The sequence below is a fragment of the Candidatus Gorgyraea atricola genome (assembly GCA_030765235.1).
In the GTDB taxonomy this organism is placed as follows: Bacteria; Omnitrophota; Gorgyraeia; order Gorgyraeales; family Gorgyraeaceae; genus Gorgyraea; species Gorgyraea atricola.
Genome location: JAVCCW010000021.1, coordinates 1 through 18,563, shown reverse-complemented (window position 1 = coordinate 18,563; position 18,563 = coordinate 1). Strand labels below are relative to the sequence as shown.

The 18,563-nt window shown below is 41.1% G+C and carries 18 protein-coding genes; 4 read left to right on the top strand and 14 right to left on the bottom strand.

Translation table 11 applies throughout. The features are described from left to right. Positions 1-9: 9 nt before the first annotated feature. The 5 genes from P9L93_04375 to P9L93_04355 form a co-directional block, all read right to left on the bottom strand. The gene (locus P9L93_04375) at positions 10-888 is read right to left on the bottom strand and encodes a DUF58 domain-containing protein (protein ID MDP8230322.1); all 879 of its coding nucleotides are present in this window, start codon (positions 886-888) and stop codon (positions 10-12) included. Positions 889-989: 101 nt separating this feature from the next. Beyond that, the gene (locus P9L93_04370) at positions 990-1,997 is read right to left on the bottom strand and encodes a MoxR family ATPase (GenBank protein ID MDP8230321.1); all 1,008 of its coding nucleotides are present in this window, start codon (positions 1,995-1,997) and stop codon (positions 990-992) included. A 161-nt stretch (positions 1,998-2,158) separates the two neighbouring features. Then, positions 2,159-2,995, bottom strand: coding sequence for a zinc metalloprotease HtpX (locus P9L93_04365; protein ID MDP8230320.1), 837 nt, complete (start codon positions 2,993-2,995; stop codon positions 2,159-2,161). A 47-nt stretch (positions 2,996-3,042) separates the two neighbouring features. Next, positions 3,043-3,621, bottom strand: coding sequence for a peptidoglycan-binding protein (locus tag P9L93_04360; GenBank protein ID MDP8230319.1), 579 nt, complete (start codon positions 3,619-3,621; stop codon positions 3,043-3,045). Positions 3,622-3,631: 10 nt separating this feature from the next. Further along, on the bottom strand, positions 3,632-6,649 hold the full coding sequence (locus tag P9L93_04355; protein ID MDP8230318.1) for an ATP-dependent DNA helicase: 3,018 nt from the start codon (positions 6,647-6,649) through the stop codon (positions 3,632-3,634). Between the two features lie 141 nt (positions 6,650-6,790). Between P9L93_04355 and P9L93_04350 the strand changes: the two genes are divergently transcribed. Continuing rightward, positions 6,791-8,347 (top strand): sodium-dependent transporter, encoded by a 1,557-nt coding sequence (locus P9L93_04350; GenBank protein ID MDP8230317.1) that lies wholly within the window; start codon positions 6,791-6,793, stop codon positions 8,345-8,347. A 91-nt stretch (positions 8,348-8,438) separates the two neighbouring features. Here P9L93_04350 and P9L93_04345 read toward each other — a convergent pair whose 3' ends face one another. From P9L93_04345 to P9L93_04335, 3 genes are read right to left on the bottom strand one after another with little or no spacing between them, the layout of a single operon-like run. Beyond that, complete coding sequence (locus tag P9L93_04345; GenBank protein MDP8230316.1) at positions 8,439-8,630, bottom strand: ferredoxin; 192 nt, start codon at positions 8,628-8,630, stop codon at positions 8,439-8,441. Continuing rightward, positions 8,627-9,754, bottom strand: a complete 1,128-nt coding sequence (locus P9L93_04340) for an AAA family ATPase (GenBank protein ID MDP8230315.1) — start codon at positions 9,752-9,754, stop codon at positions 8,627-8,629. Before P9L93_04340 ends, P9L93_04345 begins: the two co-directional genes overlap by 4 nt. Next, the gene (locus P9L93_04335; protein MDP8230314.1) at positions 9,754-10,113 is read right to left on the bottom strand and encodes a sulfite exporter TauE/SafE family protein; all 360 of its coding nucleotides are present in this window, start codon (positions 10,111-10,113) and stop codon (positions 9,754-9,756) included. The genes P9L93_04340 and P9L93_04335 overlap by 1 nt, the downstream gene beginning before the upstream one ends. Before the next feature lie 34 nt (positions 10,114-10,147). On the opposite strand from P9L93_04335, the gene P9L93_04330 reads away from it, so the two are divergent. Further along, a complete protein-coding gene (locus P9L93_04330) occupies positions 10,148-11,596 on the top strand; it encodes an FAD-binding oxidoreductase (protein MDP8230313.1) in 1,449 nt (482 codons plus the stop codon). A gap of 7 nt (positions 11,597-11,603) precedes the next feature. Here the strand turns inward: P9L93_04330 and P9L93_04325 are convergent, their stop codons facing one another. The 4 genes from P9L93_04325 to P9L93_04310 are packed head-to-tail and all read right to left on the bottom strand — an operon-like array spanning position 11,604 to position 14,992. Further along, on the bottom strand, positions 11,604-12,323 hold the full coding sequence (locus P9L93_04325) for a hypothetical protein (protein MDP8230312.1): 720 nt from the start codon (positions 12,321-12,323) through the stop codon (positions 11,604-11,606). After that, entirely contained in the window at positions 12,284-13,081 is a 798-nt protein-coding gene (locus P9L93_04320; GenBank protein MDP8230311.1) for a D-alanyl-D-alanine carboxypeptidase family protein, read from the bottom strand. Before P9L93_04320 ends, P9L93_04325 begins: the two co-directional genes overlap by 40 nt. Further along, complete coding sequence (locus tag P9L93_04315) at positions 13,074-13,355, bottom strand: hypothetical protein (protein ID MDP8230310.1); 282 nt, start codon at positions 13,353-13,355, stop codon at positions 13,074-13,076. The genes P9L93_04320 and P9L93_04315 overlap by 8 nt, the downstream gene beginning before the upstream one ends. Further along, the gene (locus tag P9L93_04310) at positions 13,352-14,992 is read right to left on the bottom strand and encodes an NAD+ synthase (protein ID MDP8230309.1); all 1,641 of its coding nucleotides are present in this window, start codon (positions 14,990-14,992) and stop codon (positions 13,352-13,354) included. The genes P9L93_04315 and P9L93_04310 overlap by 4 nt, the downstream gene beginning before the upstream one ends. 84 nt (positions 14,993-15,076) lie before the next feature. On the opposite strand from P9L93_04310, the gene P9L93_04305 reads away from it, so the two are divergent. Continuing rightward, positions 15,077-15,526 carry a hypothetical protein gene (locus P9L93_04305; GenBank protein MDP8230308.1) on the top strand — a complete coding sequence of 150 codons (450 nt, stop codon included), beginning with the start codon at positions 15,077-15,079 and terminating at the stop codon, positions 15,524-15,526. On the opposite strand, the gene P9L93_04300 is transcribed toward P9L93_04305, so the two are convergent. After that, positions 15,509-15,928, bottom strand: a complete 420-nt coding sequence (locus tag P9L93_04300; GenBank protein MDP8230307.1) for an EamA family transporter — start codon at positions 15,926-15,928, stop codon at positions 15,509-15,511. The two genes, P9L93_04305 and P9L93_04300, sit on opposite strands and share 18 nt — an antisense overlap. A 220-nt stretch (positions 15,929-16,148) precedes the next feature. On the opposite strand from P9L93_04300, the gene era reads away from it, so the two are divergent. Beyond that, entirely contained in the window at positions 16,149-17,039 is an 891-nt protein-coding gene (era, locus tag P9L93_04295; protein MDP8230306.1) for a GTPase Era, read from the top strand. Positions 17,040-17,103: 64 nt separating this feature from the next. Here the strand turns inward: era and P9L93_04290 are convergent, their stop codons facing one another. Beyond that, positions 17,104-18,330: a hypothetical protein gene (locus P9L93_04290; GenBank protein ID MDP8230305.1), complete on the bottom strand. Its 1,227-nt coding sequence runs from the start codon at positions 18,328-18,330 to the stop codon at positions 17,104-17,106. Between the last annotated feature and the right edge of the window lie 233 nt (positions 18,331-18,563).

Genomic DNA, 18,563 nt, shown 5'->3' with positions numbered 1-18,563 from the left:
TCCCAATCCTCATCTGAATCTTTTGGAACGTGCCTTGAAAAAAAGCATAAGGGGTTTTATGTAAGGTCTGTCCGTGGATATCTCTACAGAATCAACTCCTACGGATCTAAATATCCTGTTGCGCTCTTCAATAAAAGAGTATTTTCTCTTTTTAAATTCTTTTTTCAGTAAATCATCTGACGTGTCCAGATAAACCACCTCGCCTGTTTCAGCATCTTCAAATTCTATGAGTCCCACGTCAGGAAGAGCCATCTCTCTCGGGTCAGAAATAGGTATGGCTATGACATCATGACGCTTATTTAAGATCCTCAACCGCTTTTCATAGTCAGAATCTATAAAATCTGATATGAGAAATATTACAGTCTTCTTTTTTAAAACCTTTCCCAGATATTCAATGGCGGCATTGATGCTGGTCTTTTTGCCCTTTGGCTTATAGTACAATAACTCCCGTATAACCCTCAGGACATGGGCCTTTCCTTTTTTAGGCGTGATAAATTTTTCCACATGGTCTGTAAAAAGCAAAAGTCCGACCTTATCATTATTCTTGATTGCGCTAAATGCAAGGACAGCGCCTATCTCCGCCATTATCTCTTTCTTCATCTTGTTTTTTGTGCCAAAATCACCCGATGAGCTCAAGTCTGCCATTAGTAAAACTGTGAGCTCTCTTTCTTCCACGAATTTCTTGACATAGGGATTGCCTGCACGGGCTGTCACATTCCAGTCGATGGAGCGGATGTCGTCACCTGGCACGTATTCCCGCACCTCGTGGAATTCCATGCCGCGGCCCTTGAACACAGACCCATACTTACCGGCAAACACATTATTCACAAGCCGACCTGTCCGAATCTCGATCTGCCTGACTTTTTTAAGGATTTCCTTCGGAATCATTATGGGTTTGGCAGACTAAAGTCTGCCCTACAGATTGTAGCAATGGCCTTTTTCTATTAAGGCAGGCTAAAGCCTGCCTTACTTATTAAAGGCCATTGTCTCTATGGTACTTCTATTTCATCAAACACACGTTTTACAATGTCTTCGCTTGTCATTTCTTCTGCTTCTGCTTCATAGGTAACAATAATGCGGTGACGCAGGACATCCATGCCGATCTCTTTCACATCCTCAGGTATTACATAACCTCTGCCGCGGATAAAGGCGTGCGCGCGAGCGGCTATATTTAGATATATAGATGCGCGCGGAGAAGCGCCATACGAAATCAGGCTTTTTATATCCAGATTATACTCTTCAGGCCTTCGCGTTGCATAGACAAGATCCACTATATAATCTTTTATCTTATCGTCTATATAGACCTGGCTGACTATCTCTCTTGCCTTTATGATATCTTTTGGAGAAACAATCGATCGTACTTCAGCTGGTACATGCCCTGCCATGCGCTCCATGATCTCTTTTTCTTCTTTTTTATTAGGATAGTCCATTTTTATCTTGAGCATGAACCTATCGATCTGCGCTTCCGGAAGAGGGTATGTGCCTTCCTGTTCTATTGGATTCTGAGTGGCCAGGACAAGAAATGGATCATCTAATTTAAAAGTATTCTCTCCTATCGTAATCTGACGCTCTTGCATTGCCTCTAAAAGCGCGCTCTGTACTTTTGCTGGCGCCCTATTTATCTCGTCTGCCAGAATCAGATTTGCGAAGATAGGGCCTTTTTTCGTGGTAAACTTACCATCCTTTGGATTATACACAAGCGTACCGATCAAATCAGCCGGCAATAGATCAGGTGTAAACTGAAGACGCTGGAATTTTGTCTGGATGCAGTTTGAAAGAGTCTTGACGGCAAGCGTCTTTGCCAGGCCCGGCACACCTTCGATCAATATATGGCCGTTGGCAAGAAGCGCTATCATGAGCCTGTCTACTGCATACTTTTGGCCAACAATGACCTTTGAAAGCTCCGCATTGATCTGCTGCACAAAAAGACTAGCCTGTTTGACTTTTTCATTGATCTCCCTGATATCCTGTCCATATTTAGGACTAAACTCTACCATATTCACCCTCCCAGTTTTTTAGCAATTAGGATGTTACTTAAGGTTTCGGAAAGTTATGGAATGTTATGGAAAGTTGCATAAAAAATCTTTAAATCACAGTATTTTTTGTAACCTTCCATAACCTTACGAAACATTCCATAACATTAAGTAACTTCCGATAGCTATAGATTTATATTCTTCAGCCTCTTTACTCTCTCCTGTATTGGCGGGTGCGTGCTGAAAAGTCTTGCCAGTGCCTGGCCGCGCAATGGATTTACTATAAAAAGATGCGCTGTGGCCTGGCTTGCCTGCATAGGATGAGCCTGTGCGCCTTTTTCTAATTTTAAAAGCGCATTTACAAGACCTATATGGTCTCTCGCAATAAACGCGGCCCTTTTATCAGCCGCGTATTCCCTGGAGCGCGATATCGCAAGCTGTATAAGCATTGCCGCGATTGGCGCAACTATAAGCATAAAAAGATATCCAATGACATTGCTGTCTCTATTTCTTCCTCTTCCTCCTAATATCACGACCCATCTTGCCCAGTATGCAAGCATAGTAATCGCCCCTGCAATAGTCGCTGCAACAGTCATTATCAACGTGTCTCTATTTTTTATATGTGACAATTCATGAGCTACAACTCCTTTTAATTCTTCGCGATTCAGGAGATTCAGAATGCCCTGCGTAACGCATACTGCTGAATGCTTTGGGTTACGGCCTGTTGCAAAGGCATTTGGAGAATTCTGCGGCGTTATATATAATTTTGGCATGGGAAGCTTTGCATTGGAACTTAGCTCCCTGACTATGTTATAGAGTTCAGGTACTTCCTTCGGAGAAACCTCTTTGGCCTTATGCATGGCAAGTACTATTCTGTCGCTGAACCAATACGCGCCAAAATTCATCAAAAGCGCAAACACAAATGCGAACGTCGCGCCAGACTGACCCCCGAAATAACCGCCTATCCATACAAAGAGCATTGTCAAAAGAACCAATAGCATGCCCGTCTTTATATAGTTCATCAAACTCACCCCCCTAAACTGTGTCAACTTATCGCAAGACTAAAAGTTTATTTAAGATACTTGCCCAGTTCTGTCCATGTCTGCGCACCGACCTTACCATCTATCTTCAGGCCCTTTGTGCGCTGGAACTCCTTTATTGCCTGCTGCGTCCTTGGTCCTGATTTCCCGTCTATAGTGCCTGGGTCAAATCCGGCATTTTTTAAAGCAGTCTGTATTTGTCTTGTTGTAACTCCTAACTTACTCTCAGAATCATAGATCTCTTCTAAATACGGGCTCCTCACCTCTATATTATAATCCTTTTTCAGGTCGCGCCTCTCACTCTCTCTCATTATATCCTCTACTGCCATCCAGGTGCGTTTATCAATATAACCTGTGCTCCTCAAGCCTATGGACTCCTGAAATTCCTTTATGGCCTGTCTGGTCTTTTTGCCCATTTTGCCATCCATGGTCCCGGCGTTATATCCTAGACTATCCAGCACGATCTGCGCCTCTTCCACAAGAGGATTGACCACATCCACGCTGCCTATAGTCTTTTCTTCCTCTTTCTGGTACTGCATCGACTTAGGAACAATATTGCAACCCGAGATTAAAACTGCTGTCATAAAAATAATAAAAAATCTCCTCATGAAATCCCCCTTATTTCCAACATATGTGATCAAAGTCACACCAGTTGCATTTTTTCTTGTCGCGTTCCTCTAATTTTTCAAAATGCAGATCCTGCACGCTTGCCCAAACACTCTTTATTATGCCTACCATTTCATCTACCATTTCTTCCCTGAGTTCGACCTTAAATTCAGTGGGCTCGCCCTTTTTTATTCCATAACTGCGCACATCCTCTTTTGCAGGCTCTACGAATATCACCACGCCATGACTCACAAATAGATCATTGTCCTTTCGCGTCTTGTCCTTTTCGTATAAAAGTTTATAGCACGCGAGCTGACGAAGATAACCATCGCAGGATTCATCCTCCAGGCTCTTGCACTGGAAGATACCCTTTGCATGATTCCTTGGCTGGCCTGTTTTATAGTCTACTACGCGAAGTGATTTTTCATTATTGTCTTCTATGTCTAATCTATCGTATTTTCCAGTAATGATAATGCCGTCAATATTTATTGGCATACGATTCTCCAGACCAATAGGCTTGACAGGATTTGAAGATATCCTGCTAAAAAATCTCCTCAACCCCTCGAACTGTTCTTTACAGCGAAGCTCTATTGCCTTCTCAGGGCCCTGGTATTTCAACGCGTCAGAAAATCTATCTTTAAAAAACTGAAAATCCGGAAATTTATCTGTCTTCATAAAATGCCCGTACACATGCTCCAGGCCCTCATGCACTGCATTACCAAAGATCAGGCTCTGTTTCTTTGCGCCTGGAAGCATCAGGACATTGTCATAGAGAAATTTTCTCCTGCAGTATAGATAGTTATTTATGCTTGTGGGATTCAAAGTCATATCCTTGACCATATCACCCAGGATCTTCTCAGTGCCTACAAAAGGATCTTTAAAATCCGCTTTGATCAAAGATCCGGCCAGTACATCCTCCTCCTTAAAGAAGTTCTCCTTGGTCTCTAGATCCAATCTATGGATAAACGAACTGGAGATCTTGTTCTCTTTAGGGCTGCATGTAAAAAGTATATTGCTCTTTGCTCTGCTTATGGCCACATAAAAAAGTCTTGTCTCGTCATAGAATCTCAACTTTTTTATTCTTTCTTTACTATCCACCTTTTCAATGCCTCCCAGTATCTCAGGTCCAAGAGGGATCTTATCAGGCATTGGTTTTATGGGCCAGCTATCGTCCTGCAGGCAAAAAGGAATTATCACGCTGTGGAATTCCTGCCCCTTTGAGGCATGCGCAGTAAAGATCCTTACGCCATTCTGCGTCATTGTGACAAGCTCTCCCTGGATAGCGAGATTATGTTCGTTGCGCGTCTTGATCTCCTCTATGAATTTCTTCAAATCTATGCCAGGATTTGAAAGATCATATTCCTTTACCATGTTTACGAACGAAGCAAGGCCGCGTACCTGCCTGATCCTTAAGACTTCATCCTTGTCGTAGGTCTTAAGGATATATTTATAGATCCCTGCGTCCCTGATGTATTCCATGAGCACTGCATGCACAGGTTTAAACAGACTCTCTTTTAAGAATTTTTCTATTATGGCAGCTGTATCTTTAAAATCTTTGTCTTTAAAAAATTCTGAGAGAAGCGTAACATTTTCTCTATTTTTCTTTTTCTTATTGACCTTGTTTATAAAATCCAGGATATCCTTGTGCGGGATCTCGAAATAATCAGCTATGAGGATCTTATATAAGATCCTGTCTCTTTCCCCAAAATCCTGAGGTTCAATGCTCGCAAGCTCCAGGATATCCAGCATCTGTCTTACGCGCATCTCGCTTCTTATGTCTTCTTTCCCATCAGTAGCATACGGGATGCCTGCCTGAAGCAACGCGTCTATTATCCTCGGGATCAGGCTTCTCTTTCTTACTAATACCGCAATGTCGTCGTAAGAAAGGCCTTTTTCTTTAGCGCATAACTGCTTTATCCGCTCGACGATAAAACAGAGCTCTTCTTCATTAGCGGTAAATTCCCTGTATTCTATTGATTTTTTCTTAAAATCTACTTTTGATATAAGGGATTTTTCTCCTATGCGCTCATTTTGAGGAAGTTCTTTTATGAGGTTCTGCGAAAGGTCTATGATCTCTTTTACTGAGCGGTAATTGTCTTTAAGGGAAATTGTTTTCAGATCCTTGAATTTCTTTTTTAGTTCTTTAAAGTTAGCGATGCTTGCGCCCTGGAACCGATAGATAGACTGGTCATCATCTCCTACGCAGCAGAGATTAGAATGCGCATCCTTTATAAGAGAGAATAAGAATTTAAGCTGTGCGCCATTTGTGTCCTGGAACTCGTCCACCATTATGTATTTATAAAGCTGCTGATATTTTTCTTTAAGTAGCTTTTCTTTATTTATCGCGTCCATCGCGATCATGATCATGTCGTCATAGTCATATCTCCCGCGCTCGTCGAATATGTCTTTATTTTTTCCTTCCTTGAGTTTTTCATACTGGCTATAGACGATTGCCAGTGCCTTTATGCGCGGGATATGTTTTTGCTCAACATATACATTGTCAGGTTTTATGTCTTTAACGTATTTAGAAAATTCTTCCGGGCTTATGCCTTCTCTCTTAAGGTCGCTTATCCTTTTTTGTATCTCCCTAACGTATGTATATGGCGCGCGAAAAGGCCTTATATCAGAAACATCCTTAGAATGATCCAGTACATATTCTATGGCCTTTAGATTCTCGATATCTGTGATCTGAATCCTCTCCTGGATATAATTCGAGGCCTCTTCTGAATCAAGTATTATGGAGTTAGCGAAACTATGGAAGGTAGAAACATGCACGTCATAGCCCTTAAACCCAATGATCTTTGCCAAACGCTCCTTCATGGTCTTTGTAGCGGCATTTGTATAGGTAAGAATCAGAATATTCTCAGGCAGGACCTTTTCCGTACGGATAATATTAGCGGCACGAACAGATAAAAGCTGAGTCTTCCCAGTCCCAGGCCCGGCAAGGACCAACACCGGCCCATCCACTGTATCTACAGCCATCTTCTGCTCTACATTAAGTTCTTTATAGAATTTATCAAACCCTGACATATATATAATATTCTAACCTATCTACCACATATGTCAAGCAAAGCCCCTCTGTTCTCCCTAAAGTAGACAAAACAGTCACTGACTGTTTTGTCTACTTTAGAGGATTTGACAGATAAGGATTTTATAAGTATACTTTTCTATATGCGAAAGCGGGATAGTTGGAAATCTCGGATTGGTATTATCATGGCTGTTGCTGGGAGTGCTGTGGGGTTGGGGAACTTCTTGAGGTTTCCTGTGCAGGCTGCGCAGAATGGCGGCGGCGCGTTCATGATACCTTATTTTATCTCTCTTCTTCTACTCGGCATACCGCTAATGTGGATAGAATGGACAGTTGGGAGACTTGGCGGCGGGTTTGGCCATGGCACCGCGCCCGGGATCTTTAATACCATGTGGGAGAAAAACCGCTTCATAAAATACTTTGGTATTATTGGGATCTTTGGCCCACTTGTAATCTTCATCTACTATAACTATATCGCGTCATGGACACTTGCCTATGCTGTTTTTTCAGCAGTTGGGAAATACGGGCAGCTTGCTGACCAGGAAAGCATGATGTCGCTCTTACGCGGGTTCCAAGGCATTGAGAAAAACCAGTTTTTCTCAAATATGCAATCCGCGTATCTATTCTTCCTCATAACATTTATCATCAACATGTTTATCATCTATAAAGGCATTTCCGGAGGCATTGAAAAGCTCTGCAAGATCGCAATGCCAGCGCTTTTAATATTCGGCATAATAATAGCTGTAAGGGTCTTGACCTTAGGTACACCTGATCCATCAAGGCCCGAATGGAATATAGTAAATGGCTTGGGTTTCCTATGGAATCCTGATTTTGCTTCATTAAAAAACGCGAAGGTTTGGCTCGCGGCAGCTGGACAGATATTCTTCACGCTCAGCGTAGGTATAGGCGTAATATTGACCTACGCGAGCTACCTTAAAAAGACAGATGATGTCGCGCTCTCAGGCCTGACAGCCGCGAGCACAAATGAATTTGCCGAGATCATACTTGGCTCGTCCATTATAATACCAGCGGCGTACATATTCTTTGGACCGCACAAGATACAGGCTATTGCGGCAGGCGGCGCGTTTAATCTCGGGTTTGTCACAATGCCTCTAATATTCCAGAAGATCGCGCTGAGCGCGTTTTTTGGATGTATGTGGTTTACACTTTTATTCCTGGCAGGTATTACATCTTCTGTATCTCTTGCGCAGCCCAGCATCGCGTTTCTCGAGGATGAGTTCAATATCTCAAAGAAAAAAGCAGTCATTATCTTTGGCATAATCTCTTTTATACTCTGTCAGCCAGCTATATTATTTTTAAAACACGGCGCAGTGAACGAATTAGATTTCTGGGGAGGCACATTCTGCCTCGTACTTTTCGCTACAATTGAAACAATCCTTTTCGGCTGGGTATTTGGCATAGAAAAGGCTTGGGAAGAGATGCATCACGGCGCAGACCTTAAGATACCAGAGATCTACAAGTTCATAATAAAATACATAACGCCTTTATTTTTATTCTGTATACTTGGATTCTGGTTTTACCAGCATGGTATTCCTACAATAATGATGAAGGGTATAAGCGAAGTAGATAAGCCGTATGTATTAGGTATACGGCTTATGCTTATAGGTATGTTTCTGACGCTTGGTATTATGGTTAGAATCGCGTGGAAAAAACGAGCGCGAAGAAAGACTAAGAAATGAACGTATTTGGCTGGCTGATACTCTCTATATCGTGGATAAGCATCATATCTCTCGCCATCTTCTGCTTCCGAAGGATCTTGTCTAAGAAAAATTAATCTATAATAATCGCATCGACAGGGCATTCGTCTTTGGACTGCTTGCAGGATTCTTCTTGTCCAGCAGGGACTGAGTCTGTCTTTGTCTTTAGAATTGCCTTATCTTCTTTCATCTCAAAGAGCTCTGGAGACGTATTAACGCATAAACCACAACCAACACACAGCTCTGCATCTACCTTGACCTTCATTTCTCGTTCTCCTTTCTTAAAACAAATTCCCTGAACATCCGATCAGGGATGTCAAAACTCCCTTTTTCATTCCTACTTATAATGCCTTTTTCTTCCAATCTGTAAAGAAAATTCTTTATGTTCGCGACCGGAAACTTTTTCGCGTGCTTGCCTACTATCATCATCGTCCTGAAATCCTTTAGGGAAAGCGGCTTTTTCTCTTCAGAGAGCATCCTTAATAGATCCCTTTCTCTGTCGCTCGCCCTGGAAAACAATGTATTAAAATAATCTCTTCCCAGTTCCTTCAAGGTACTGCCAAGCGCATTATCCCACACCTGGTGCCCCACCTTTCCTTCTATTTGCCCGTCATATAGGTGACTGGATAAAAGCTGCACCTCATAAGGATGGCCGCCTGTATGATCAAATATCTTATCCTTTACGCCTTCTTCAAAATCTACGCCTGTATCCTGCAAAGTCTGACTAACAGTCCCCGCGACCTCTTTCTTATCCAGATTCCCAACATTCATGCGTTTTCTGAAAAACCTGCCCACAGGGTCGTGTTTATCTAAAAAGCTCGACCAACCAGCTGGTGTAGAAGAAAGTACGAATAAAAATCGCGTATTGCGAATGACTTCATCCTTACTCAGGACAGCTCTTAAGATATCGATCGTATTCGAGATAGGCAAAAGATTCTGCAGGTCATCCAGCATAACCACTGCCAGTTTTGTATCCAGCGTTTTCCAGAGCTCTAGAAGAAATTTTGTGAAATGCGTCTGCGCCTGAGCAAGCGATTTTCTTTTAGAAAATTCCTTTAGGAATTTTTCTGAATCTGCGCCAGAGCTTGGAAAACCCATGAGCATCTCTTCAGCAATAAGATGAATGGCGTTTAAAGGCCTGTCATTCTTTGTAAATCTCGAAAGGGAACAAAAACATGATGGATACCCTTGCTCCTGGGCGATCCTCCTGAACTGCTTAAGAAGAGAGGTCTTGCCTATACCCCACTCTCCCAGTACAACTAAATGATTTGGCCTGACTGAAATCGCATTCTCCAGATTGGATTTAAAAAGAGAAAGGTTCTCTTCTCTGCCGCCAAATATGCGCGGCTCCCATCCTGACTGCGGTGTAAAAGGATTAGGTTTTATCATTATTTACCTATCAGCATGTATGCAGAAAGACCTAAGAGCAAGACTCCAAAAAGCCTTTTAAGGACCAACTGCGGCAATAAATGCGCTAAATGCGCTCCTAAAAATCCGCCTATAAAAAATCCAAGACTTATAAACAGGCCCATCTTTATATTTACATTTCCTGCATGGTAATATCGGATGACTGCCAGGACACCTATAGGCAGAAGAAGCGCAACAAGTGCAGTGCCCTGCGCATAATGCTGCGGGAACTTAAATAGATACACTAGCATCGGCACTATTATTACTGCCCCGCCTATGCCAAAAAAACCACTGGCTACGCCTGCTAATGCGCCAATAATCAAACTTAAAAAAGTCGCCATTGTAAATATTTCCTTCGTGTGTTAGATTATAGCTATGATTATAAAGAGAGATGCGGATATTATCAAGTCTTATTTTGAGGATGAATCAGGATTGAGAGGGGGTTATGCCGACGAGGTCTTAATACCCGAGGATGAGAAAGATACAATTGATATCCTCAGGGATGCCTCAAGTAGAAATACTCCACTGACTGTCTCAGGCGGTGGTACAGGCGTGACTGGCGCAAGGGTTCCATTTGGAGGCTCGATTCTCGCCACAGATTCGCTTAATAAAATAATTGACATAGATGAAAAAAACTCTATAGCAACAGTCCAGACAGGCGTAAGGCTATCAGAATTACAAATACAGCTTTCTAAAAAAGGTCTTATGTACCTGCCTGACCCCACAGAGCCAAATGCATTTGTAGGCGGTACGATTTCAACAAATGCGTCAGGCGCAAAAGGTTTTAAATACGGACCCACGCGCAACTATGTAAAAAAATTAAAAATAATGCTCTCAAGCGGCGACATCCTGAATATAAAGCGCGGGGAATTTTTTATTAAAAAAGGTGAGAATATATCTTTAAAATTTAAGGAAAGAGAATTGAAATTAATGATACCGACGTATTCCATGCCTGCTATAAAAAACGCCGCAGGCTATTACGTAAAAGATAATATGGATATGATAGACTTATTCATTGGGCATGAAGGAACGCTGGGAGTCATTACAGAGGTATCTCTCTTGCTTGGCAAAACGCCTGAAGCTGTAATGAGTTTTTTCAGCTTCTTTCCAAGCGAAAAAGACGCCTTGAGTTTTGTAAAAGACGCTAAGACCAGAAAGGCCCTCTCTCTGGAATACATGGATGAAAATTCTCTGGACCTGCTACGGCAAAAGCATAAAAACATACCCACAGACTCTAAGGCAATGGTATATTTCGAGCAGGACTATAAAAAAGAAGATGAGGCCTCTATCACAGAATCATGGATGGGGCTACTTGAAAGACATAGCGCCCTCGCAGAAAAATCCTTCTTCGCGGATTCTGAAAAAGAAAGAGAAAAATTAAGAGAATTCAGACATGCCCTACCTGAGATGATAAACGAGATAGTAAAAACAAATAAACTTCCAAAGGTCGGCACAGATATAGCTGTGCCTGAAGGGTCTTTCCCTGAGATGTTCGCGTTCTATAAAGAAAGGCTTATCCCTTCAAAAATCGCATTTGTAATCTTCGGCCATATAGGTGAAAATCACATGCATGTAAACATGCTCCCAAAGACCGAGGCAGAATTTGCGAAGAGTAGATCTATCTATATGGATTTTGTAAAAAAGGCTGTTAGCTTAGGCGGTACAGTTTCAGCGGAGCACGGTATAGGAAAGCTAAAACACGCATTTCTCGAGGCCATGTACGGAAAAAAGAATATCGAGCAAATGGCAGCCTTAAAAAAATCTTTAGACCCGGCATGCATCCTTGGCCTTGACAATATATTCTCGAAGGAATTATTGAAATAAAAGGTTGTCAAAAATCACGGCTAAAACCTAGCGCGAACTCCTCGCCATCCAGAAAATCACATTCTAAATTTATCTTTGTTTTGTCGCTGAGCCAATAATCTAAGCCTATGATAAGGCCATAGTATTTTTCTGACTGGATGCGTTTGCGGTCATGTTCGTTCAGCCATTTTATAAAATCAACTGTGCCGTATCTTGTGCCGAAATACGGCACAAGGCTCCCTATATCCTTAGAAACAACCAAAGAGCCTTGCCACTCATCTATTATTGCATCATGTTTATCCCCGCCCTGATTCTTTGCATCAGAATGTACACTTATATGCTGGAAACCCGCGACGCTCTTTATGCCCCATTCCTCTATTTCATATCCTCTCACCCTAAATCCATAGCCGCCTGCGAAATTAGTAGCATAACTCAGATCATCCGCTCCGATCCTATGCCAGCCTGCATCACCAACGCCTATTTTCCCGTCAAACGAGAGCCATGAAAAAATACCGTACGAGAGAGTAAAAAAATATCTATCACCGCTTGTCGCGCCTTCGTCATTATCCAGGTTCCTATCGACTATAAAATTCCCTTCTAGCCCGCATGTAAAACGCCTTTCTTTAGGCATGTGTGTCCCGTACACTGGCGCTGCAATAGATATGCGGCAAAATAAAAATATAAAAATTATTAAAATCAAAGATTTTCTCACAATGCAGCCTCTGCCAATACTCCCAGGTCTTGCCATTTAGTCTTGCTCTTTAAAATCACTATGATAAGCCTTCTCCATCTATTATAGTCTATATATCCTGCAAAGCAACTGCCTGCCTTTTTGGTATAACCTGTCTTTCCTAACATCTTATAGGGCGTATCCTTCCATAGACTCTTGTTGTGACTTCTTAATTTTATAACCCTTCCGGTTCTGACTTCTTTTATCTGATCCGTCTTTTTCTTCATTATTTCAACAATCTCCTCGTGCCTCATTGCCTCGCGCACTATTAAGGCCAGATCATATGCTGTAGAATACTGGCCTTCTGCAGGAAGACCATTGGATGTCTTGAAATGCGTATTTTTAGCCCCTATGCCCTTCGCGGCTTTATTCATCATCTCCACAAATTCCTCTTCTGACCCTGCAACGTTCTCGGCAAGTGCAACGCTCGCATCATTTCCAGAGTTCAAAAGTAAAGCCTTAAGCAAATCCCCTGTTAGATAGATCTCGTCTTTTTTTATATAGACCTTGGATGGTTCCATTGAAGCGGCACGCTTGCTGACAGTAACCTCTTTATCGAGAGAGGAGTTTTTTAAAACTACAATTGCGGTCATTATCTTTGTTGTAGAGGCGGGTGAGAGTCTAAGATTAGGATTCTTAGAATACACTATTCTTTTCATTATCGGCGACATAAGTACAGCTGACTCTGCGCTGATAGAAACATCTTTCTCTGAAAAGCTAAATAGACTTAAAAAAAGGAAGGGTATTAGGAGTATCGAATGTAAGCGCCTATGCATGTAAGTCCGGATGTATGTCCTTCATCTCTTTTGAAATATCACCCAGCGATTCTTTTGCGCGCCTCAGCTCAATCGCAAGCCTATTCGTTATTATAAGGTGCTTGTGGGAAAGGAGCGCAAAGCCTACATTCAAGAGCGCCAGCAGAAACAAAAATACATTCACTTTAATCTGAATTAAAAAATATACAAGAAAAATTACACCTAGTATAATTAAATAAAGATTAATCCTTTTGACCACATTTATAAAAACCTCTTCGTTGGTTTGTCCTTTCATATACTGCCTCCCTTATACTTATTCGTAATAGGCATGCGCCTGTCCTTTCCAAAAGCTCGAGGACTTATTTTTATTCCAGGAGGTGCTTGACGACGCTTATATTCATTCATATCAATCATACTTAAAACCTTTTTGACAATATCTTTATTCTTTAATTTCTTCATAATATCGCTGAAAGATCTGTCCTTTTCTACGTATAGATCGACTATAGCGTCGACTAAATCATAAGGCGGTAAGCTATCCTGATCCTTCTGGCCTGGCCTTAACTCTGCTGAGGGCGGCCTCTTAAAGACGCTATTTGGAATAATTTCTTTTTTCTTATTCACAAATCTCGCTAATTCATAAACAAGATTCTTAGGTACATCCTTTATCACGGCAAATCCACCTGCCATGTCTCCATATAGAGTACAATACCCTACGCTTGTCTCGCTCTTATTGCCTGTATTGAGAACAAGGTATCCGAATTTATTTGAAAACGCCATAAGAATATTCCCGCGTATCCTTGCCTGGATATTCTCCTCTGTTATATCAGGATCCATGCCGGCAAAGTGGGTCTGGAGTGTATTATTATATGCATTAAATATGCTATCTATTGGAACCTTTGCAAATCTAACACCGAGACTCTTTGCAATCCCTTCAGCATCCTGCTGAGTGGCTGCTGAAGAGTATTTCGATGGCATGGAAAGCGCCAGGACATTCGCTTTGCCCAGGGCCTCAACTGCAAGTGCGCCAACTAGTGCAGAATCTATGCCTCCTGAAAGCCCAAACGCCACTTTTTTAAAATTATTCTTTCTGACATAATCACGCAGTCCCAGTACAAGCGCTGAATAGATCTCTTCAATCTTTGTCATACCTCCGCAACCCCGGAGGTTGCCAGAATGGCAACCTCCGGGGTTGCGGAGGTACTCTGGCAAATCGACTATCAATAAATCCTCTTCAAAGGCCCTGGCCTTTGCTATAATTTTATTGGATTTTCCAAATATGGCGCTGCGGCCATCAAACACAAGTTCATCCTGTCCACCAATGAGATTACAGTAGATTATAGACGTCTTGAATCTTTTGGCCTTGGCAAGCAACAGTTTCTCCCTCTCTTCTATTTTATCAATATGATACGGAGAGGCAGAGATGTTTATTAGAAAATCCGCGCGCTTTATAAGTGCTTTTGTTTTAGCATCTTCTTTCGTCCAAATGTCTTCACATATATTTACTGAAAAAGAATAGCCTTTCGCCTTTAAAAGAGCATTCTCTCTGCCAGGCTTAAAATATCGCTTTTCGTCAAATACGCTGTAGCTTGGAAGATGTCTTTTATGATATACGTGGATTATTTTTTTATTATTTATAACTGCGGCGCTATTATATAGATCCTTGGCCTTTTGGTCCACAAATCCGACTATCGCTATGATGTCTTTTGCGGCCTTTGCGATCACATTTAGACATTTAAGATTTTCTTTTACGAAATGCGGTTTTAAGACAAGGCCTTCAGGTGGATATCCTGTTATGGAAAGTTCTGGAAACACAACAATGTCTGCGCGCTTTTTGAGTGACTCATTTAGACAGAACAGTATCTTCTCTGTATTGCCTACCAGATCCCCTACAATGGTATTTATCTGCGCAATTGCAATCCTGACTTTTTTCATATATAATGTATATAAGAATGATTGTATCATAATTTATTGGAATAGGCAAATATGTATAAAACGACGATCCTTAGACTAATTATAATGATGTTCCTTCTGGCGCCAGTGGCAAATGCCGCAGAGGTCAAAGAAGAAGATAAAAACGAAGATGGTAAAACTGATCTATGGATATATTTTGAGAATGAACGGCCTGTAAAGATAGAAACTGACAGAAATTACGATGGCGCGCTGGATATGTGGATTATATATGGAGAAAAAGGCAAAAAGGTAACGGAGATCGACCTAAACTTTGATGGAAATGTTGATATGAGATCCTGGTATGAATATAGCCAGCGCACCAAATTTGAAATAGACAGCGACTATGACGGCAAGATAGACCAGCGAAGCCAATATCGCGACGGCAGGGTTATAAAATTGGAAAGGGACGAGGATTCAGACGGAGAGCTTGATGTTGTATTTGATATAAGTGACCGTCAATCCAATATGATAAAAAGGATCGAGGTAAACGAAGGAGATCTACCTCAGCAAAAATAGACCCAGGATCACAAAGATCACACCGCCCATCTTTGCAACAGTAACGGCTTCTCCCAAAAATAAAACCCCTAACAAAAACGCAACCAGGGGATATATGCCTGCTATAGGAACGACCTTTGAGGCTTCACCAGTCTTAAGCGCGTTATAGAAAAGTATCTGACCGAGTATGCTCGCCATAAATCCACCCAGCACAAGTAAAAATATTGTGCGCGGGTCTGCTTTTAAGGCAGCCTTAAAGGTCTGACTGTTGAACGCAGCCAGAAAAGTCACACCTATAATCACTCCTAACGAACGTATCATGACCCCTGCAAGCGGCGCTATTCTCGCCACACCCATCTTTTCCAGAATCGGCACAATTCCCCACACCACTGCTGTAGCCAACGCAAAATAAAATGCCTTCATAGTAGCCTCCTTCAATGAGCACGCAACTTATGGAACGAACGCAGTGAGAGAACATAAGTTGCTGTGCGAATTGAACCCCGTTCCAAATTCTTAAAGATCTTCGAACAATTTATTAGAATTGCACGCAAGTAGTTCCAAAAAAATAAATTACGCATCACTCAGAATTTGGAATGGGGTAACCCATGTCCTCACTCATTTTCCTTCCTATTATACCACATACATGTATAATATAGGCATGTTTAAGGCAGGGAAGGTTGCTATAATCGGTAGGCCCAATGTGGGGAAGTCCACGCTTCTTAACGCGCTCGTAAAGGAGAAGCTCTGCATTGTGTCAAAAAAACCAGAGACCACGCGGGATAATATACAGGGCATAATCTCTGGCAAAGAGTTTCAGGTAGTCTTTATAGACACGCCAGGCATGCACAGGCCAAACACGCTTCTTGGAAAAACAATGGTACGCAAGGCGGCGGCAACACTGCTCGAAGTAGATCTGGTGCTCATGCTGATAGATGCATATAGCGGTATCACTAGAGAGGATAAGGCAATCTTCCAGCAACTCCCTCCTGAAAAAGAAACCCTTCTCATCATAAATAAGATGGACAAGATCGATAAAAGACTAGTGCTTCCAGTTATTGAAGAGGCTACGAAATTTTCCTTTAAAGAGATAATCCCCATAGCCGCGTCTAAGAAAGATGGGACTGAAATCGTATTCAAAAAGATCCTGGAATATCTGCCACAAGGCTATCCCCTATTTCCGGAAGACCAGTTGAGCGACAAAAGCGAACGCTTCCTTATCCAGGAACTCATAAGAGAAAAGATAATGGAGCTGACTCATCAGGAAGTACCACATGCAATAGCAGTAACTGTGGAAGAGATGAAAGAGAGAGAAAATAAAAACCTTTGCTACATCAGGGCTCACATCTACGTGGAAAGAAAAAACCAAAAGGCCATAATAATCGGGAAAAACGGGCAAATGCTAAAAAAGATAGGTGAAAATTCAAGAAAAGAAATCGAAACCCTCCTGCAAAAAAAGGTATTCCTCGACCTCTGGGTAAAAGTCTACGAAAACTGGCGCAAAGACCCATTCGCGTTAAAAAACCTTGGGTATTAAAAATAGGAATGAATTTTAATTCGCAGGGTGTCCCCAAATAGGACGTCCCCACTTATCCCCAAATCTATAACTTTTGCGATGCAATTCGCTGTTGCACTAAAACCTCTAGCATTTTCTTTACATTTTCAAAATTTTCTGCTTTTGAGAGAAACTCTATAGCCTTGTCATAATCAATACGAACTAAATCTATTTCCTTTTTAAGCTTAGCTTCGTTCTTTTTATAAGCACTGCCTGCTTCATAAATGTCTACTGGGTCACGTCTTTTGCCAAGATCACCAAAATATGCCTCAAGGTCTTCTCTTTCAAAAAAGCCAAAATTTCCTTTTTTTATATTTGATTTTATATGCTTTATCATTTTAATAATTGATAAATCTTCTATCTCAACACTATCTTTATAAATTTCAAATTCTCTTATAGCTTGCTCGTAAAGCTCATTATATAAAGATTTCTTTCCGCCTTCTTCTAAAACAGCTATGACTTCTTTTAACCTTTCTTTAACTATGTCGCTCATCGAAGAATCTGTGGTTAACTTATTAAGTCTTGTTTTTACTTTTTTAAGAATTGCTGGTGTTTTGTAGTCAATAGCCTCAAGTGCATCTAGAATAGCTATTTGAGAATCTATAAACCAAGGCTGGCCTTTATCATCTCTATCAGCTTCAAATATCTCAACAAAACGTATAGCCCTTTTCTCTTCTCTAAGAAAACCTATTATTCTATTGACATTCCGCTTAGGGTCATTCCAATTCCCAGCACTATCCATGGGATTGGTAAAAATATCAGTTTCAGGGTTAAAATGTGAAACCAGAACTAACGCTAATCCAAAGATAGGCATAAGCTCTCTGTAGTCTTCGTAGCAATGAATATCAAGTGAATAACCAAAAAAGACAAGATTTGCTATATTGACGTCTAGCTTTAGCATCAACGCTGCTAATTCAAAAGTAAGTTCTTTGTATATTAAAGGATTTCTATCTAACTCTCTTACTATTTCTAAAAGAATTTTTCCTGTTAAATCCATATTCTGTGAAAAAAACTCAGCATAAGGGTCTGATAAATCCAGCCCTTTCTTCTTAGATTTCTTTTCGAAAAAGCCTCCTGCTTTTTGTGTAATGGTTGAGATATATTTTCCTACTCTAGATTTCGCTCTTTCTTTTTTAGTTATAACCTTTTCAATCAGTTTTGTGCCACGTAAAGGAATCCTAAGCACAAACTTTCTCTCTATAGAACAAAATGCCACATTCTGCCATAGAAAAGTCATTATTATCAGCGTTGAAATAAGTTTTCCAATTCTCATAATAATCCACCTAAAAAAATAGCCTTTGCCTGTATAATAAAGCTATATTGGTGTTATTGTGATTATATCATAGATAGGGAGCTATGGGAAGGGTTTTTTGGGGTAGTGTCAAGCCAAAGTTAAAATGTCCGGTTCTTACCAAAGTTAAAATGTCCTGTTTTCATGTTACAGTTAGTAGTAGTTCTTTTTCTTTTTGGGCGACTTTTTCTTTTTGTTTATTCTGTGGATAATGT

What these genes read in the sequence shown, in the direction of transcription:
- P9L93_04360 (MDP8230319.1), bottom strand. Translation starts at nt 3,621, where the DNA reads ATGAGGAGATTTTTTATTATTTTTATGACAGCAGTTTTAATCTCGGGT.
- P9L93_04375 (MDP8230322.1), bottom strand. Translation starts at nt 888, where the DNA reads ATGATTCCGAAGGAAATCCTTAAAAAAGTCAGGCAGATCGAGATTCGG.
- P9L93_04305 (MDP8230308.1), top strand. Translation starts at nt 15,077, where the DNA reads ATGATGTTCCTTCTGGCGCCAGTGGCAAATGCCGCAGAGGTCAAAGAA.
- P9L93_04370 (MDP8230321.1), bottom strand. Translation starts at nt 1,997, where the DNA reads ATGGTAGAGTTTAGTCCTAAATATGGACAGGATATCAGGGAGATCAAT.
- P9L93_04290 (MDP8230305.1), bottom strand. Translation starts at nt 18,330, where the DNA reads ATGAGAATTGGAAAACTTATTTCAACGCTGATAATAATGACTTTTCTA.
- P9L93_04340 (MDP8230315.1), bottom strand. Translation starts at nt 9,754, where the DNA reads ATGATAAAACCTAATCCTTTTACACCGCAGTCAGGATGGGAGCCGCGC.
- P9L93_04335 (MDP8230314.1), bottom strand. Translation starts at nt 10,113, where the DNA reads ATGGCGACTTTTTTAAGTTTGATTATTGGCGCATTAGCAGGCGTAGCC.
- P9L93_04350 (MDP8230317.1), top strand. Translation starts at nt 6,791, where the DNA reads ATGCGAAAGCGGGATAGTTGGAAATCTCGGATTGGTATTATCATGGCT.
- P9L93_04345 (MDP8230316.1), bottom strand. Translation starts at nt 8,630, where the DNA reads ATGAAGGTCAAGGTAGATGCAGAGCTGTGTGTTGGTTGTGGTTTATGC.
- P9L93_04310 (MDP8230309.1), bottom strand. Translation starts at nt 14,992, where the DNA reads ATGAAAAAAGTCAGGATTGCAATTGCGCAGATAAATACCATTGTAGGG.
- era (MDP8230306.1), top strand. Translation starts at nt 16,149, where the DNA reads ATGTATAATATAGGCATGTTTAAGGCAGGGAAGGTTGCTATAATCGGT.
- P9L93_04325 (MDP8230312.1), bottom strand. Translation starts at nt 12,323, where the DNA reads ATGGCAAGACCTGGGAGTATTGGCAGAGGCTGCATTGTGAGAAAATCT.
- P9L93_04315 (MDP8230310.1), bottom strand. Translation starts at nt 13,355, where the DNA reads ATGAAAGGACAAACCAACGAAGAGGTTTTTATAAATGTGGTCAAAAGG.
- P9L93_04300 (MDP8230307.1), bottom strand. Translation starts at nt 15,928, where the DNA reads ATGAAGGCATTTTATTTTGCGTTGGCTACAGCAGTGGTGTGGGGAATT.
- P9L93_04355 (MDP8230318.1), bottom strand. Translation starts at nt 6,649, where the DNA reads ATGTCAGGGTTTGATAAATTCTATAAAGAACTTAATGTAGAGCAGAAG.
- P9L93_04365 (MDP8230320.1), bottom strand. Translation starts at nt 2,995, where the DNA reads ATGAACTATATAAAGACGGGCATGCTATTGGTTCTTTTGACAATGCTC.
- P9L93_04330 (MDP8230313.1), top strand. Translation starts at nt 10,148, where the DNA reads ATGATTATAAAGAGAGATGCGGATATTATCAAGTCTTATTTTGAGGAT.
- P9L93_04320 (MDP8230311.1), bottom strand. Translation starts at nt 13,081, where the DNA reads ATGCATAGGCGCTTACATTCGATACTCCTAATACCCTTCCTTTTTTTA.